The organism is Streptomonospora salina (genome assembly GCF_014204715.1).
In the GTDB taxonomy this organism is placed as follows: Bacteria; Actinomycetota; Actinomycetes; order Streptosporangiales; family Streptosporangiaceae; genus Streptomonospora; species Streptomonospora salina.
On sequence record NZ_JACHLY010000001.1, the window covers coordinates 253,706 to 269,640 of the forward strand.

Sequence of the window (15,935 nt, forward strand, 5' to 3'; positions counted from 1 at the left end):
GACAGTCCGAATTCTACCGGAAGGGACCCCCTGTGACCCCACCGATGCGACCGGCGGAGCTGATCCGCCACAGCCTGCGGCTGCTGCTGGACAAGGACATCCCCGCCTGGGTCGGGCTGTGGTACGACGACGGCGTCGCCGAATTCCCCTTCGCCCCCGAAGGGTGGCCCAAACGGCTGGAGGGCAAGGCGGCCGTCGCCGGCTACATGCGCGCCTACCCCGACCACATCGACCTGCACGACATCCCCGACCTGCACATCCACGGGACCGACGACCCGGCGACCGCCGTGGTGGAGATGCGCGCGACGGGGCGGCTGGTGCAGACCGGCGACCCGTTCGAAATGGACTACATCACCGTGGTGACCGTCGAGGAGGGCCGCATCACCCGCTTCCGCGACTACTGGAACCCTCTTGTCCCGACCGGACACGGCGCGGCGGCCGACTTCGCCCGGAGCCGGGAGTGACCGGCGCCGCGGCCGTCCTCGTCGTCGGCGCCACCGGCACCACCGGCACCCGCGTGGCCGCCCGGCTCACCGCGCAGGGCGTCCGGGTCACGGCCGCGAGCCGCGGCGCCGCGCCCGTCGCCGGCGCCGAGGCCGTGCGCTTCGACTGGTACGACCCGGGCACGCACGACCGGGCGCTGCGGGGCGCGGACGGGCTCTACCTGATCCCGCCCCTCGGGTCCGCGGAGCCCGCCGGGACCGTACTGCCCTTCCTGGAGCGCGCCCGCGCAGCCGGGGTGCGCCGCGCGGTGCTACTCAGCTCCTCGGCGATCCCCGCCGGAGGCATGGCCGCCGGGCGCGTCCACGCGCAGCTGCCGGAGGTGTTCGGCGAGTGGGCGGTACTGCGGCCGTCGTGGTTCATGGACAACTTCACCGGCGACCACGCGCACGCGCGCAGCATCCGCGAGACCGGAGAGGTGCTGACCGCCACGGACGGGGGCCGGGTGGGCTTCGTCGACGCCGACGACATCGCGGCCGTGGCCGCCCGCGCGCTGACCGCGGACCGCTCGCCCGACACCGATCTGGTCCTCACCGGCCCCGAGGCGCTGAGCTACGCCGACGCCGCCGCGGTCATCGCCGAGGAGACCGGACGCGCCGTGGTCCACCGGCGGCTGACCCGCGAGGGGATGCGCGACCGGCTGGCCCGCGAGATACCGGAGGAGTTCGCGGCCGTGCTCGCCGACCTGGACGCGGCCATCGCCGAGGGAGCCGAGGACCGCACCACCGACACCGTCGAGCGGATCACCCAAAGCCCGCCGCGCGACTTCCGCACCCATGTGCGGCGGCACGCGCAGAGCCTGGGGTAGGGGGCCGCGCGGGCGGCAGCGGCCGGTGCGCGGGGTCGCTCCTGCGCCGCGCTCAGCCCGCGCGTTCGGCGGAGTGGCCGGCGGCGGCACCCGCACCGTCCCATCCGGCGACCCGTGAGGGGTCGAGGTTGAGCAGCTCCAGGGTGCTGCCGCCCGCGATCACCGCGTCGACGATGCGCTCTTCGGCGGCGACGGCTTCGACGGTGTCGGCGACGATGGCGGTGGCCCGGCCGCGCGGCAGGCACACCGCACCGTCGTCGTCGGCGACGATCCAGTCGCCGCGGCGCACGGGCGCAGTCGTGCGCTCGTCGCCGAAGGGCACGTCGCGGCCGACCTCGCCGCCGGCGTCGTGCCCGGGTGCGCGCACCGAGACGCCGGCGCTGACCACGGGGAGTCCGGAACGGGCGATGGCGGCGACGTCGCTGACGCAGCCGTCGATGATGATCCCGCTGAGGCCGCGCATGCGGGCGGCCACCGTCAGGATCTCGTCGACGTAGCCGTACTCGGGTTCGCCGGCGACGTCGACGACCAGGGCGGTCTCGGGCGGAGCCTGGGCCACGGCCACGTGCAGGGCGAGGTTGTCACCGGGTGCGCAGCGCACCGGCAGCGCGGTGGCGGCGAAGGACGCCCCGGGCCAGACCGCGAACAGGTGCGAGCCCAGGGGTCTGGCTCCGCACCGTGTCAGCGCGGCCGTACCCATCGCCGTCATGGTTTCCGCAAGCGCCACGTCAGCCTCCAATTGCAAGCGCGCCGTGCGGGCCGCGTGCGCCTCCTCGGCCCCGGCGGGGCGCACCCGGCGTCCCGACCGCGGGCGGCGCGGCGGGAGAGCCGGAGCTTCTCCCCCTGCGGCCCGACTGCTCTTATACTCACGGGTAACTTAACTGGCACGCAAGACGTGGGGAAGGGAAAAAACAAAAAGGCGCTACCGTCGGTTACATGCTGCGACCTCCGCTGCGGCCTGTGCCGAGTGCGGCGACCGCGTCCAGCGCGGCCCGCGCGGCGCCCACGTCGTGGACCCGGAACACCCGCGCCCCCTGCCAGGCCGAGACCGCCAGCGCCGCCAGCGTGCCCGGGCCGCGCCCGTCGACGGGGGCGGCCAGCGTCTCGCCGATGAAGTCCTTGTTGGACACCGCCACCAGGACCGGCCACCCGGTTTCGACCAAGCCGTCTAGGCGGCGGGTGAGCTCCAGCGAATGGTAGGTGTTCTTGCCGAAATCGTGGGTGGGGTCGACCAGTACCCGGTCGGGGCGCACCCCCAGCTCCACCGCGCGGTGCGCCAGGCCGCCGACGGTGGCGGCCACGTCGGCGAGCACGTCGGCGTAGTGCACCCGGTGGGGGTCGGTGCGCGGCGCCAGTCCGCCGGTGTGGCTGCACACCAGCCCGGCGCCGGCCTCGGCGGCCACCGCGGCCAGGGCGGGGTCGGCGCCCGCCCAGGTGTCGTTGATCAGGTCGGCGCCGGCCTCGGCGCAGGCGCGGCCCACCTCCGAGCGCCACGTGTCGACGGAGACGATCACCCCGGAGTGGCGGGCGCGCAGCGCGGCGACGAACGGCGCGGTGCGCCCGATCTCCTCGGCGGCGGTGACGTGGGCGCCGTGGCCCGCCTTGACACCGCCCACGTCGACGATGTCGGCGCCGTGGGCGACGGCCGCGTCGGCGGCGGCCAGCGCCGCGTCGAATCGGAACGTCGCGCCGCGGTCGTAGAAGGAGTCGGGGGTGCGGTTGACCACCGCCATCACCGCGTGGGCCCCGGGGCCGAATTCGCGTCCGCGCAGCCGCAGCACCCCTCCCGGCGCCGCCTCGTCGCTCATCGCCCCCCCCGTTTCCCCTCGATCGCCGCCCGTGCCGCCGGTCACGGCACCGCACCGCATCGGCCCCGCCGCGAAGCCGCTCGCGGCGGGGCCGATGCGGTCCCGGCGCGGCCGCTCAGTCGGCGGGCGCGGAGTCGCCGCCGTAGCGCTCCTTGGCCACCGCCAGGTGCTCCCAGGTCTCGACGTAGGTGACGTCGGAGCAGGAACGCACGGACTCCAGCGCCTCCACCAGCGACGGGCGGTCGGCGGCGCTGGCCGCGCCGATGGCGTCGTAGCGCCCGAAGCCGGTGGCGAGGAACGTGACCCCCGCCAGGCTACCGAGCCGCGAGGCGACCGCGCCCGAGTCGCCGCGGCAGCGCAGGCCGAATCCGACCTTCTCGCTGGCGCCCACCGCGGCCGGTTCGGCGATCGCGGTGACGTGGACGACGCCGGCCTCGATCAGGCGCACCACGCGCGAGCGCGCGGCGGCCTGGGAGAGGCCGACCTGGCGGGCGAGCTCGGCGTAGGACGCGCGCCCGTCCCGCTGGAGATGGCGGACCAGCCGCCAGTCCAGCGGGTCGATCGCAACGTCGCGCAGTTCGCGCACACTGCTGTAGGCGTCCTTGGCGATCGCTCCACCGCGGAAGGCCTCGGCCCCGGTGACGCCGGTCAGCGAGCGCAGCACGCCCAGCTCCTTGGCCAGCGCCTCGTCGTCGCGCACCCGGACGTGGGCCACGACCGGGAAGCGCCCGGCGGTCTGCGCTGCGAAAACCACGGCTTCGCGCTCGGCCAGCTCCTCCAGCACCGGACCCAGGGGCCCGGTGACGCGGAAGGATATGTGGGCGAACACCTCCATTCCCAGTACTCCGGCGTGCAGCACTCCCACGATCCGGATGGCACCCGCGCCGACGAGCTGCTTGACGCGCGCCCGGACCGCTGTCCGGGACAGCCCTACGCCGTCGGCGAGTGCCTGGTATGTCGCTCTTCCGTCCCCCTGCAGCGCTCTGATGAGCGCGGCATCGACCGCATCGAGCACGATTGCATGCCTTTCCCTTACATGACGGCACCCATTCCCCCCGGGCGCCGCCCCCTCCTGCGGCCAGATCATGGCAGTTGTTGCGACGGTTAACTACTGATCACGAAAGAAACAAGGACGACTTTGCCCCTCCATCGCCGGAGATACGGACAACCAGGTGGGTATACCGACATCCCGGGCAGACAACGATCATGGTGCGGATGGCCGTGCGTGTGCGAACAGCTCCGGCGAAGCGAGACACTGTTCTGCGGCATATCCGACGCCGTGTGCGGTAGGAGAAGGAAACGACGCCCCGCCGTCCGACGACCGCTGTCGTCGGACGACGCGCATGTGGGGACGGTCGGCTAGAAGGGGAGTCCATGGCACAAGCACGCGATCGCGAGGAGCCGGAGGAGCCCGGTGCGCCCGAGGCCGCCTCCCGCCCTGCGACCACCGCGCGAGCGCTGCTGTGGACGGCCGCCTCATTGCCCGTGCCCGGTATCGCCCACCTGCGCATGCGCCGGCGCGCCGCCGGATGGGCGATCCTGTGCTGCTACCTCGTGCTCGTGGCCGCCGCAGCGGTGGGCGCCTTCCTCGTCAACGGCGACGTCATGCGCGGCGCGCAACTGGCCGTGCAGGGGCGCTGGCTGCTGACCGCCTCGGTCGCAGCGTTCGCGATCGCCGTGCTGTGGATGACCGTGATCGTGCACGCCTGGACGATCCTGCGGCCTCCGGGATCGCGCCTGCTGCTGCGCACCGCGAGCGCCGTGGCGGTGGCCGTGCTGTGCCTGGCGGTGGCCGTACCGGCGGCCGCGGTGGTGCGCACGGCCTACACCGCCTACGACACCCTCAACTCCGTCTTCGGAACCGAGCCCGAGGGCGAGCCGCCGCACGACGCGTCCGACCCGTGGACCGGGCGCGACCGGGTCAACGTGCTGCTGCTGGGCGGCGACGCCGGCAGCAACCGCTACGGGATGCGCACCGACTCCATGATCGTGGCCAGCATCGACGTGGACCACGGCGACGTGGTGCTGATCGGGTTTCCACGCAACCTGGAGAACGCGCAGTTCCCCGACGACACCGCCCTAGCGGAGCGCTACCCGCCGCCCTACGGCTTCGACCATCTCCTCAACGACGTCTACCAGACCGTCGCCGAGGAGCCCGAGGAGCTGGCTATCGATCCCTCGGCCGACGATCCGGCCGCCGACACGCTCAAGCGCGTCATCGGCAACCTCGTCGACCTGGACCTGGACTATTACGCGCTGGTGGACATGAAGGGCTTCTCCTCGCTGATCGACGCCGTCGGCGGCATCGACGTGCACATCGAGGACCCCATCCCCTACGGCCAGGAGGGCAACATCCTGGAGGAGGGCGACCAGCACCTCGACGGATACGAGGCGCTGTGGTACGGCCGCAGCCGCGTCAACAGCGACGACTACGCGCGCATGGGCCGCCAGGGGTGCCTGCTGAAGTACGTCGCCGAGCAGACCGACCCCGCAACGGTGCTGACCAGTTTCCAGGAGCTGGCGGGGGCCACGAAGAAGACGCTGCGCACCGACATCCCCCAATCCAAGGTCGCGTCCTTTCTGGACCTGGCCGACCTGGTGACCGACCAGGGGCGGATGTCGACGCTGCAACTCTCGCCGCCCCAGGTCACCACCGCCCACCCGGACTGGAAGAAGATCCGCGGGCTGATCGCCGAAGCGATCGGTGATCAGGAGGAAGCCCAGGCGGCCGAGCAGGAGGGCCAGGCCGACGGCGACGACGAGGTCGCCCCCTCGGCCTCGCCCGGCGACGGCGGCTCCGGCGGCGCCGAGGACGGCGCGGGCGGCGCGGGCGAAACCGCATGGCAGGAGTACACGGGGCTGAACGAGCCCTCGCCCGAGGCGCCGGGGCGCCAGGTCGGCGACGACGCTACCGCCCTGGACGCGCTGTGCCCCTGACGCGGCGGCGGCACGGCACCGCGTGACCCCGGCCCCCGCGCCGGTCGGCGGGACCGGGGTCCAGTGCACCAGGGCGGCGCCCACGCCCGGCCGCGGCGGCGTCGGTGCCGACCGCGGGAGTGCGGCGACGGAGCGCCTCCCGGATCACCCGTCAGCGGACCCGGGGCGCCACGAATACCGGATGTCCGGCTCGCGTTCGGCGTTGCCCCGGCCGTCGGTGCGCTCCGCAGCGACGAAGCCGTGCCGCTCGTAGAAACGCCGTGCCGATTCGTTGACCTGGAAGGTCCACAGCGCCAACCCGGCCGGGCGACGCTGTTGGGCCAGGCGCACGAGGCGCCCGCCGATGCCCCGGCCCTGCCAGCGCGGATCGAGATAGAGCTGGGCGAGGTCCTGGCCGTCCAGCACCATCATCGCGACCACCGAGCCTGCGACGGTCGCCGCCCACGTCTCCTGCCCGGGTACGACGATCTCCCGGATCCAGGACCGGACCTGTTCGTCCGTATGGGCTCGGTCCACGGTCGGAAGCGCCGCTGCGAACGAACGCAGCCAGCCTCCGGCCACCGCGGCGGCGTCGGTGCCGACCGCACGGCGGACGGCGAAATCGGGTGGCTCCACAGACGCATACTCGCAGCGGCACGGCGCCGCCGCACCCGGAATTCTCCGCGGCACTGCGCGGCCGGTCCGCCGCCAGGAGCCGTCCGCGGGCGGCACAGCCTGCCGGCGTTTCCGGCCGCCGTACTAGGCGGAGAACCCGCCGTAGCGGCCGCGGTGGTACACCAGCGGGCGGCCGGCCTCGGCCGAAACCCGGGACTGGGCGACGCGGCCGACCACCAGCCAGTGGTCGCCGACGGCGAGGACGTCGTGCTTGCGGCACAGCAGGTGGCCCGCCGCACCGTGCAGCAGCGGCAGGTCCTCGGAGCCGCGCCGCCACCGCGTCGGCGGCGCGAAGCGGTCGACGCCGCGGGCGGCGAAGCGCGATGCGACTTCCTGCTGGTGCTCGCCGAGGATGTTGACCGCGAAGGCGGGGGCCTCACGCAGGCCCTGCCAGGTGGAGGAGCGGTCGTCGATGTAGAAGGACACCAGAGGGGGGTCCAGGCTCACGCTGGTGAACGAGGTCGCGGTCACCCCGACGGGCCCGTGCGGCGCCTCGGCCGTCACCACCACCACCCCGGCGGCGTGCTCGCCCATCACGCGGCGGAACCCCTCGGCGGCGACGTCGCCGTCCCGGTCCAGCCGCTGTGCATACCCGCCGTCCGAGCCGGGTTCCGCCTCCGCCGATCTGCGCACGCGCGCCTCCGTCCTGTGTGTGGGGCGTCCGCCCGTCGACACCGGTGTCCTCCGTCGGGTCAGCCGATCGCGTAGGCGCGCTATTCCCGCTCCACGCCCCGTGTGCGCAGGTTCTCACACGGCGTTCCGCCGCCTGCGGGCCGCTCGGCTCCCGTTCCCCGCACTCCGTCGCAGCGGGTGAAGGATTTCGCCGACAGCGAACGGGGGTGCCGCCTCATCGGCGGATGCGGTGCGCGTGCGCCCCCGACCGGTGCGGCGGCCGCGCACCGCACGGATTCGAACGCGACGCCGCGCACCGGGCCGACTAGAGTCCGGCATATGCGCACGTCTTCGTCTCGGGGCCGCCGTACCCTGGTGATCGTTGCGGTCCTGGCGGTGTGCGCCGGCGGGGTCGCCGTCGGCGGGCCGTGGCTGCTGGCCCGGGCCGGGCTCGACGGAACCGTGCTGCCCTGGGCCGCCCCGTGTTCGGTGGACACCGCCGACGGAACGGTCATGCTGTCGTCGGACGAGGCCCGCCGGGCGACCACGGCGGTGGCGCTCCGGGCCCGCGGCGCCGACGCGCCCGACACCTCCGGAATCGACGGCGACGCGCTCCGGCGCCTGCGCGAGGGACCGACCGACGGCCCCGGACCCAGCCTGACCTGCCGGGTCTCCACCGGGAGCGGGCTCGGCGAGCAGGAACTCACCGACAGCGGGCTCACCCCGCGCGCCCAGGCGCTGCTCGACTCCGCCGGCGAGGTTTTCGGCACCATGAGCGTCGGCGGCTACGAGACCGGCGGCGTCTCCTCCGGCCACGGCGAGGACTCCGCGCACTACGACGGGCGCGCCGTCGACGTCTTCTACCGTCCCGTCAGCGAGGAGAACCGGCGCGAGGGGTGGCTGCTGGCGCACTGGCTGGTCGCCCACGCCGAACAGCTGCACGTGGCCCACGTGATCTTCGACGACGAGATCTGGAGCGCGCGGGACCCCCGCGGCGGCTGGCAGCCCTACGAGGCCGGCGACCCCGACAACGCGATCCTGCGCCACCTCGACCACGTCCACGTCGACGTCCAGCGCGGCGGATGACCCCTGACCGCGGGCACGGCACGGCCGCGCACATCCGGGGCGCCGCGCGGGAACGCGTCCACAGGCCCGCGCGGTCCTGGCACCGGAGTGCGCGCTGTCGCTAGGTTGGCACCCGTGCCTGATATCGATGCTGACTTCCTCGCCCTGCCGATGCGGCGGCTCGCCGACGCCGCGCTGCAGCGGGCCCGCGACCTGGGCGCCGAGCACGCGGACTTCCGCCTGGAACGGATCCGCGGCCGCTACCTCGCCCTGACCGACGCTGCGCTGGACAGCGAGTCCGACAGCGACACCCTCGGCTTCGCCGTGCGGGTCGTGCACGACGGCGTGTGGGGCTTCGCCGCCGCGACCGAGCTGAGCCCCGACACCGCGGCGGCCGTCGCCGAGCGCGCCGTGCAGGTCGCCGCGGTCTCGGCCGCGGCCGCCACCGACCGCATCGAGCTCGCCGCCGAACCGGCCCACCCCGACGCCACCTGGGTGTCCTCCTACGAGATCGACCCCTTCGAGGTCGCCCCGCGCGAGCAGACGTCCATGCTGGCCGGCTGGAGCCGCCGCCTGCTCGACGACAGCCGGGTCGACCACGTCGACGCGTCGATGCTGGCGGTCAAGGAGCAGAAGTTCTACGCCGACACCGCCGGTACGACCACCACCCAGCAGCGGGTGCGCATCGCGCCGGGCGCCGAGGTGTTCGCCGCCCGCGACGGCGTCCTCGACAGCATGCGCACGATCGCGCCGCCGGCCGGGCGCGGATGGGAGTACCTCGCCCGGGTCGAACCCGAGATCGACTCGCTTCCGGAGCTGCTCGCCGAGAAGCTGGCCGCGCCCAGTGTCGAGCCCGGGACCTACGACCTGGTCCTGCACCCCTCCAACCTGTGGCTGACCATCCACGAATCCGTCGGCCACGCGACCGAGCTGGACCGGGCGCTGGGCTACGAGGCCGCCTACGCCGGCACCTCGTTCGCCACACCCGACCGGCTGGGCGGCCTGCAGTACGGCTCGCCGATCATGAACGTCACCGGCGACCGCACCGTGGAGCACGGCCTGGCCACCGTCGGCTACGACGACGAGGGCGTGGCCACCTCCTCCTTCGACCTCGTCCGCGACGGCGTCCTGACGGGCTACCAGCGCGACCGCCGGATCTCGCACGTGCAGGGCTACGCCTCCTCCAACGGCTGCGCCCACGCCGACTCCCCCGCCACGATGCCGATCCAGCGTATGGCGAACGTGTCGCTGGCAGCCGATCCCGACGGCCCGTCCACCGACGGGCTGATCGCCGGTGTCGAGGACGGCGTCTACGTGGTCGGTGACAAGAGCTGGTCCATCGACATGCAGCGCTACAACTTCCAGTTCACCGGGCAGCGGTTCTACCGCATCGCCGGAGGCCGCATCACGGGGATGCTGCGCGACGCGGCCTATCAGGCCACCACGACCGACTTCTGGGGTGCGATGCGCGCGCTGGGCGGCCCGCAGACCTACGAGCTGGGCGGTTCGTTCATGTGCGGCAAGGGACAGCCGGGGCAGGTGGCCGCGGTCAGCCACGGCTGCCCCAGCGCGGCCTTCTCCGGCATCCGCATCCTCAACACAGTGCAGGAGGCAGGCAAGTGAGCGGCACGACTCCGCAGGCGGTGGTGGAGCGGGTCCTGGGGCTGGCCCGCGCGGACGGCTGCATGGTGCTGGTCGAGGACGGCGCGAGCGCCAACCTGCGCTGGGCCGGGAACTCGCTGACCACCAACGGATCCACGCAGTCCCGCACGGTCACGGTGATCGCGCTGTGCCGCTCCGACCGCGGCGTGTCGGTGGGTGTGCGCACCCGTACCGGCGTGGCGGGCGGCGACCTGGAGGACCTGGTGCGCGCGGCCGAGGCGGCCGCATCCCAGGCCCTTCCGGCCGAGGACGCCGTGGCCCTGCTGGAACCCGGCGACACGGCGGTGTCGGAGTCCACCGACTGGGACGCCCCGGTCCCCACCACCGACATCTCGGTGTTCTCCGGACTGGCGCCGGGCCTGGGGCGGGCCTTCCGACGCGGGTCGGCGGCGGAGCGGCGGTTCTACGGCTACGCCGAGCACACCGTCGCCTCCACCTTCTTCGGCAGCTCCACCGGGGTGCGGCTGCGCCACGACCAGCCCTCGGGAACGGTCGAACTCAACGCCAAGACCGGAGTGTCCTTCTCCACCGCCGACGGCGGCCACTCGGCGTGGGCCGGACGGGCCACGCGCGACTTCGCCGACGTCGACGCCGAGGAGCTGGAGGACGAACTGGCGCGGCGGGTGCGCTGGTCCCGGCAGCGGGTCGACCTTCCAGCCGGGCGCTACGAAACCCTGATGCCGCCCAGCGCGGTCGCCGACATGATGGCGCTGCTGTACTTCTCCGCCACGGCCCGCGACGCCGCCGAAGGGCGCACCGTGTTCTCCGGCTCCGGTGGCGCCGGCGCCACCCGCGTGGGCGAACGGCTCGCGGACATGCCGCTGACCCTGTTCAGCGACCCTGCCTATGCGGGCCTGGAGTGCGCTCCCTTCGTCGCGGCCGGCGCGCCGGGGCGGCGGGTGACCGCCTTCGACAACGGCCGGCCGCTGGGGCGTACCGAGTGGATCTCCGACGGCACGCTCGCCGCTCTGCCCCAGACCCGCCGGTCGGCGGAGCTGACCGGTCTGGCGCTGACCCCGCACGTCGAGAACCTGGTGCTGGAGTCCGGATCCGCAACGGCGAGCCTGGACGAGATGATCGCCCGGACCGAGCGGGGCCTGCTGCTGACGTGCCTGTGGTACGTGCGCGAGGTCGACCCGCAGAGCCTGCTGCTGACCGGGTTGACGCGCGACGGCGTCTACCTGGTCGAGGACGGCGAGGTCACCGGCGCGGTGAACAACTTCCGGTTCAACGAGTCGCCGGTGTCGCTGCTCGACCGCGCCACCGAGGCCGGAGCCACCGTGCCCGCCCTGGGCCGCGAAATCGGCGACAGCTTTCCCCGCACGGCCATGCCGCCGCTGCGGATCCCCGATTTCAACATGTCCACGGTCAGCCAGGCGTCCTGACACCGCGCCGCCCGCCGCGTCCCGGACCCCGCACCGCCGGAACCGGGGCGGGGCGGGCCCGCCGGCCACCGGAGCCCGCCCCGCGGCACCGCCGGCGCCGCTGCAGGGCGTCGGCGGCGGTCCTTGGCTACTCGTCGAGGCGGAAACCGACCTTCATCCCCACCTGGAAGTGGCCGATCGCGCCGTCCTCCAGATGGCCGCGGATCTCGGTGACCTCGAACCAGTCGAGGTGGCGCACGGTGGCGGCCGTGCGGTCGATCCCGTTGCGGATGGCCTGCTCCAGGCCGTCGGGCGAGCTGCCGACGACCTCGGTGACGCTGTAGGTGCTGTGCGACATGGGTACTGCCTCCTCCTCGAGCGTATTCCCTCACACTTGCCGCCGCCGCGCTCGGCGGCAACGGGGGCTCGCCGGGACCGCTGACCGCTTTGCGTCGAGATAAGCACGCCGTTGCTTTTCCATGGCCCGCCGCGACCGCGCAGCGTGACAGACGTGATGTATGGGCGTTTGTTCATGTTCTGGGACTTTGGGCTCTCCGGGCACTGCACCCTCCCGAGACAACGTCGTAACTGAGTCTTGACGTACATCCGGGGTGTGCCGTGTACATTGGTGTCCAGCGCTTCGGTCCCCCGTCGGAGCGCTACCGCGGTGTTTCGAGCCCCCGTCGGAGCACCGCATGCGACGTCGGGTGGTTTGCCCCCGTAGCCACCCGACGTCGCTTTTTCATGCGCACCGACCGGTACTTTGCGTATCAGCGTCCGGGTGCGCCGGAGAACGAGCAGGAGGGGGAGGACCCCGGTGACGGAAAGCGGAGCAGCGCCCGAGGAAGAGGCGCCGCACTGCTCCCGCAAGGACTGCCGCGCCGATGCCGCGTGGGTCCTGGTGTGGAACAACCCGAAGGTGCACACTCCCGACCGCCGCAAGACCTGGGTGGCCTGCGACGAGCACCGCGCTTACCTGGCGGAGTTCCTCGACCGGCGCGGGTTTCTGTCGGAAACCGTGGCCGTGGCCGACTTCGAGGGCTAAGGGGCGTCCTGCGCAGGGGCGCGGCGCGCCGAGGCCGGCCCGAAACGTCGTTGCCCCCACAGGGCGCCGACGGCGGGGCCTCTGGAAGCCGCGGCGACGGGGCCGTGCGGCGCGCAGCGCCGTCCGCGTACTCGTCGGCGCACACCGGCCGCACCGTAGCGCGGGCCCGGTCGCTCCGTCGCGGACGGCGGTGCACCGACGCGGATCCACGCCGTCGGCCCCTCGCCGCACCCTCGCGGGATGACCGACCCGCAGATCGTGAAACGTCACGGTTGTCCGGTGTCGACCTCGTCGGGCCCCGCCGCGCGGCCGGCGGCGGTCTCGGCGGCGAACGCCCCGGCGCCGAGGATCCGGCGGGCGGCGGCGGCGATGCGGTCGACGTCGCCGCGTTCACCCGGGGGCAGGGGCATGCCCAGCGACTCCCGGGCGGCGGCGGCCGCTGCCAGCAGGCGGGCGCCGCGGGCGGCGTCGCCGGCCAGGATCCAGGCCCCGGCCATCCCTTCCAAGGCGAGGGCGAGCGCCAGCGGCGATCCCGTCGCGCGAGCGGCCGCCAGGCCCTGGGTGTGCACGCGCAGCGCTTCGCCGGCGTCTCCGCGCTGCTCGGCGACGAAGCCCAGTTCGGCCAGCACCACGGCCAGGGCCGAGGGCCCCTGGGACGCCCGGTGCCGGCGGAGCCAGTCGGCCAGGCGCTCGGCCGCCCGGTCCAACCGGCCCCCGCGGCGGTCGCCCATGGCCAGGCCCAGCTCGGCGAACCGCTCGCCGAACCGGTCGCCCTGCTCGCGCGCGAGGCCGGCGGCCCGGCGGTGGAATTCCTCGGCCGCGCTGTGATCGCCGCTGAGCAGGGAGAGCCGGCCCAGCTCGGACAGCCGGTAGGAGACCTCGGTCCACAGCCCCAGCCCCTCGGCGATGCGCAGGCCCGCGCGGTCGAGGCGGAACGCCTCGGTGTAGTCGCCGGCCGCCTTCGCGCGCTGGCTGAGCGCCGGCATCGCCTGCAACTGGCCCCATTGGTCGCCGACCTCGCGGAACAGCTCCAGCGCGCTGCGGGCGTCGGTCTCGAACCGCTCCAGGCGTCCGCGCGCGTGGGCGATCCAGGCGCGGGCGTTCAACGCGGCGGCGGTGCCCCAGCGGTCGCCGCGTGCGCGCACGGCCTCAAGGGCCTCCTCGACCAGCGGTTCCCCGGCGGCGGCTTCGCCGAACTCCAGCAGGACCGATCCCAGGAACCAGCCCACGCGCGCACGCTCGGCCTCCTCGTCGGTGCCGAGTGCGGCCAGGCCCGCGCGCGCCACCTCCACCGGTTCCTCGGGCGCGGTGACCAGCAGCTCGGCGGCGCACCGCCAAGCGCGCGCGGGCCCCGCTCCGCCGACGCGTTCGTCGGCGCGGACGAGCAGCCGGTGCGCCTCGCCGAAGCGGCCCCGCAGGTAGCGGTACCAGAACGGGGCGAGGGCCAGCCGCACGGCGGCGCCGGTGTCGCCGATGCGTTCGGCGGTGTCGAAGGCGGTGCGCAGGTTGGCGCTCTCCTGGTCGAGGCGGCGCAGCCACGACTGCTGGTCGTGGCCCCGCAGCAGTGCCTCGGCACGTTCGGCGACGTCGGCGTAGTGGCGCATGTGCCGTTCGCGCACCGCCGCGGCTTCGCCGGCCTCGGCCAGGCGCTCAGCGGCGTAGGCGCCGACGGACTCCAACAGCCGGTAGCGGGGTCCGTCTCCGCTGTCGACAGCGGTGACCAGGGACCGCTCGACCAGGCGGGCCAGCGTGTCCACGACGTCGCCGGGGCGGTCTTCCCCGTCGGCGCACACCTTCTCGACCGCCTCCAGATCGCAGCCCTCGGCGTGCACCGCCAGACGGCGCAGCACCGTGCGCTCGTCCTCGGAGAGCAGGTCCCAGCTCCAGTCGAAGACCGCCCGCAGGGTCTGCTGGCGGCGCGGCGCCGCGCGTCCGCCGGCGCCGAGCACGCCGAACCGGTCGTCCAGTCGGGCGGCGAGTCCGTCGGCGCCCAGCGTGCGGACCCGGTTGGCGGCCAGTTCCAGCGCGAGCGGCAGGCCGTCCAGGCGGCGGCAGATGTCGGCCACGGCCGGCGCGGTGCGTTCGTCGAGGACGAATCCGGGCGCGGCGGCCGCCGCGCGGGCGGCGAACAGCCGCACCGACCCGGGCAGGGCCGTCGCGTCGTCCACGCGCAGTTCGCCCTCCGGCACGGCGAGCGGGCGGACGTCGTAGACGTGCTCGCCGGGGATACCCAGCGGCTCGCGGCCGGTGGCCAGGCAGCGCAGGCCGCCGACGGCCCCCAGCAGCTCGGTGATCAGCCCGGAGACGGGCTCCACGAGGTGCTCGCAGTTGTCGAGCACGAGCAGGCCGCCGCCGGCGCGCAGCCGGTCGGCCAGCCGGGCGGCGGGGCTCGCGCCGGCGTCGCCGGCGTCGTCGCGCACGCCCAGGGCGACGGCGATCGCCTCGGCCACGCGCTCGGCCGGGTCGGTCCCGGCCGCGGGGGCCAGCGAGCCCAGTTCGACCAGGCATACCGCGCCCGCCGCACCGCCGGCGGATCCGCTCGCCGCCTCCTGGGCCAGCCGGGTCTTGCCGACTCCACCGGGCCCGGCCAGGGTGACCAGGCGTTCGTCGGCCAGCAGCGCCCGGACCTCGGCGACCTCGCGCTCGCGGCCCACGATGCCGCTGAGCGGGACGGGCAGGTTGGTTCGCGGACGCTGGGGCGCGGCGCCCTCCGAAGGGACGGGGACCTGGCGCAGGATCTGCCGGTGCAGCGCGGCGGTCTCCGGGGCGGGATCGGCGCCCAGATCCTCGGCCAGGCGGCGGCGCAGCCGGTCGAAGGCGTTCAGAGCCTCGGCCTGGCGGCCCGAACGGTACAGCGCACGCATGTGCACGCCGACGAGCCGCTCGCGCAGCGGGTGTTCGGCGACCGGATCGCGCAACTCGTCGGCGAGCAGGGCGTGCTCGCCCAGCTCCAGCCGGCACCGGGCCTGCTCCTCCACCGCGGTCAGCCGCTCCTCGGCCAGGCGGGCGGCCGGGGCTGCGGCGAACGCGTCGTCGGCGACGTCGGCATAGGCGGGGCCCCGCCACAGCGCCAGCGCCTCGGCGTAGCGGGCGGCGGCGACGCGGGGGTCGGAGGCCCGGCGGGCGCTCTCCACCAGGGCGCGGAACCGCCCGGCGTCGACCTCGTCGGGCTCGGCGGCCAGCCGGTAGCCGGCCGGCCCGTGCCGGAGGCGGTCGCGTCCCCCCTCCTCAGCGTGCCCCAGCACTCGGCGCAGCTGCGAGACCTTCGCCCGCAGCACGCGGGCCGGGTTCGCCGGCAGGTGCTCGCCCCACAGCTCGTCGACGAGGCGCTCGGCTGCGGCCGGGCGGCCGTCGCGCACCAGCAGCGCGGCCAGCAGCGCGCGCACCTTGGCCTCGGGCACGCGCACGGGCTCGCCGTCGGCGCGGCGGAGCTCCAGAGCGCCCAGCACCCCGAATCGCATGGCCCCACCGTAGTGCAG

General features: G+C 74.4%; 14 protein-coding genes. 7 read left to right on the top strand and 7 right to left on the bottom strand.

The window, feature by feature from the left end; genetic code table 11:
• Positions 1–32 precede the first annotated feature (32 nt).
• On the top strand, positions 33–464 hold the full coding sequence (locus tag HNR25_RS01145; protein WP_184632658.1) for a nuclear transport factor 2 family protein: 432 nt from the start codon (positions 33–35) through the stop codon (positions 462–464).
• Positions 461–1,309 (top strand): NAD(P)H-binding protein, encoded by an 849-nt coding sequence (locus HNR25_RS01150; RefSeq protein WP_184632660.1) that lies wholly within the window; start codon positions 461–463, stop codon positions 1,307–1,309. The genes HNR25_RS01145 and HNR25_RS01150 overlap by 4 nt, the downstream gene beginning before the upstream one ends.
• A 52-nt stretch (positions 1,310–1,361) precedes the next feature.
• Here HNR25_RS01150 and HNR25_RS01155 read toward each other — a convergent pair whose 3' ends face one another.
• From HNR25_RS01155 to HNR25_RS01165, 3 genes are all read right to left on the bottom strand, one after another.
• Positions 1,362–2,036, bottom strand: coding sequence for an RraA family protein (locus HNR25_RS01155; RefSeq protein ID WP_376767396.1), 675 nt, complete (start codon positions 2,034–2,036; stop codon positions 1,362–1,364).
• Positions 2,037–2,241: 205 nt separating this feature from the next.
• On the bottom strand, positions 2,242–3,117 hold the full coding sequence (gene folP, locus HNR25_RS01160; protein ID WP_184632662.1) for a dihydropteroate synthase: 876 nt from the start codon (positions 3,115–3,117) through the stop codon (positions 2,242–2,244).
• 115 nt (positions 3,118–3,232) lie between these two features.
• Complete coding sequence (locus HNR25_RS01165; RefSeq protein WP_184632663.1) at positions 3,233–4,132, bottom strand: Lrp/AsnC family transcriptional regulator; 900 nt, start codon at positions 4,130–4,132, stop codon at positions 3,233–3,235.
• 359 nt (positions 4,133–4,491) lie between these two features.
• On the opposite strand from HNR25_RS01165, the gene HNR25_RS01170 reads away from it, so the two are divergent.
• Positions 4,492–6,054 carry an LCP family protein gene (locus HNR25_RS01170; RefSeq protein ID WP_184632666.1) on the top strand — a complete coding sequence of 521 codons (1,563 nt, stop codon included), beginning with the start codon at positions 4,492–4,494 and terminating at the stop codon, positions 6,052–6,054.
• 144 nt (positions 6,055–6,198) lie between these two features.
• On the opposite strand, the gene HNR25_RS01175 is transcribed toward HNR25_RS01170, so the two are convergent.
• Positions 6,199–6,669 carry a GNAT family N-acetyltransferase gene (locus HNR25_RS01175; protein WP_184632667.1) on the bottom strand — a complete coding sequence of 157 codons (471 nt, stop codon included), beginning with the start codon at positions 6,667–6,669 and terminating at the stop codon, positions 6,199–6,201.
• Between the two features lie 123 nt (positions 6,670–6,792).
• Positions 6,793–7,242, bottom strand: coding sequence for a flavin reductase family protein (locus HNR25_RS01180; protein WP_184638670.1), 450 nt, complete (start codon positions 7,240–7,242; stop codon positions 6,793–6,795).
• 417 nt (positions 7,243–7,659) lie between these two features.
• On the opposite strand from HNR25_RS01180, the gene HNR25_RS01185 reads away from it, so the two are divergent.
• From HNR25_RS01185 to HNR25_RS01195, 3 genes are all read left to right on the top strand, one after another.
• Complete coding sequence (locus HNR25_RS01185; RefSeq protein WP_221457400.1) at positions 7,660–8,406, top strand: VldE C-terminal domain-containing protein; 747 nt, start codon at positions 7,660–7,662, stop codon at positions 8,404–8,406.
• A gap of 114 nt (positions 8,407–8,520) precedes the next feature.
• Positions 8,521–10,008: a TldD/PmbA family protein gene (locus HNR25_RS01190; RefSeq protein ID WP_184632670.1), complete on the top strand. Its 1,488-nt coding sequence runs from the start codon at positions 8,521–8,523 to the stop codon at positions 10,006–10,008.
• The gene (locus HNR25_RS01195; RefSeq protein WP_312862290.1) at positions 10,005–11,432 is read left to right on the top strand and encodes a metallopeptidase TldD-related protein; all 1,428 of its coding nucleotides are present in this window, start codon (positions 10,005–10,007) and stop codon (positions 11,430–11,432) included. Before HNR25_RS01190 ends, HNR25_RS01195 begins: the two co-directional genes overlap by 4 nt.
• A gap of 127 nt (positions 11,433–11,559) precedes the next feature.
• Here HNR25_RS01195 and HNR25_RS01200 read toward each other — a convergent pair whose 3' ends face one another.
• Positions 11,560–11,769 (bottom strand): dodecin, encoded by a 210-nt coding sequence (locus tag HNR25_RS01200; RefSeq protein ID WP_184632672.1) that lies wholly within the window; start codon positions 11,767–11,769, stop codon positions 11,560–11,562.
• Positions 11,770–12,228: 459 nt separating this feature from the next.
• On the opposite strand from HNR25_RS01200, the gene HNR25_RS01205 reads away from it, so the two are divergent.
• On the top strand, positions 12,229–12,456 hold the full coding sequence (locus HNR25_RS01205; protein ID WP_184632674.1) for a hypothetical protein: 228 nt from the start codon (positions 12,229–12,231) through the stop codon (positions 12,454–12,456).
• A 266-nt stretch (positions 12,457–12,722) separates the two neighbouring features.
• Here HNR25_RS01205 and HNR25_RS01210 read toward each other — a convergent pair whose 3' ends face one another.
• Positions 12,723–15,917, bottom strand: a complete 3,195-nt coding sequence (locus tag HNR25_RS01210) for an AfsR/SARP family transcriptional regulator (protein ID WP_184632676.1) — start codon at positions 15,915–15,917, stop codon at positions 12,723–12,725.
• Positions 15,918–15,935 lie beyond the last annotated feature (18 nt).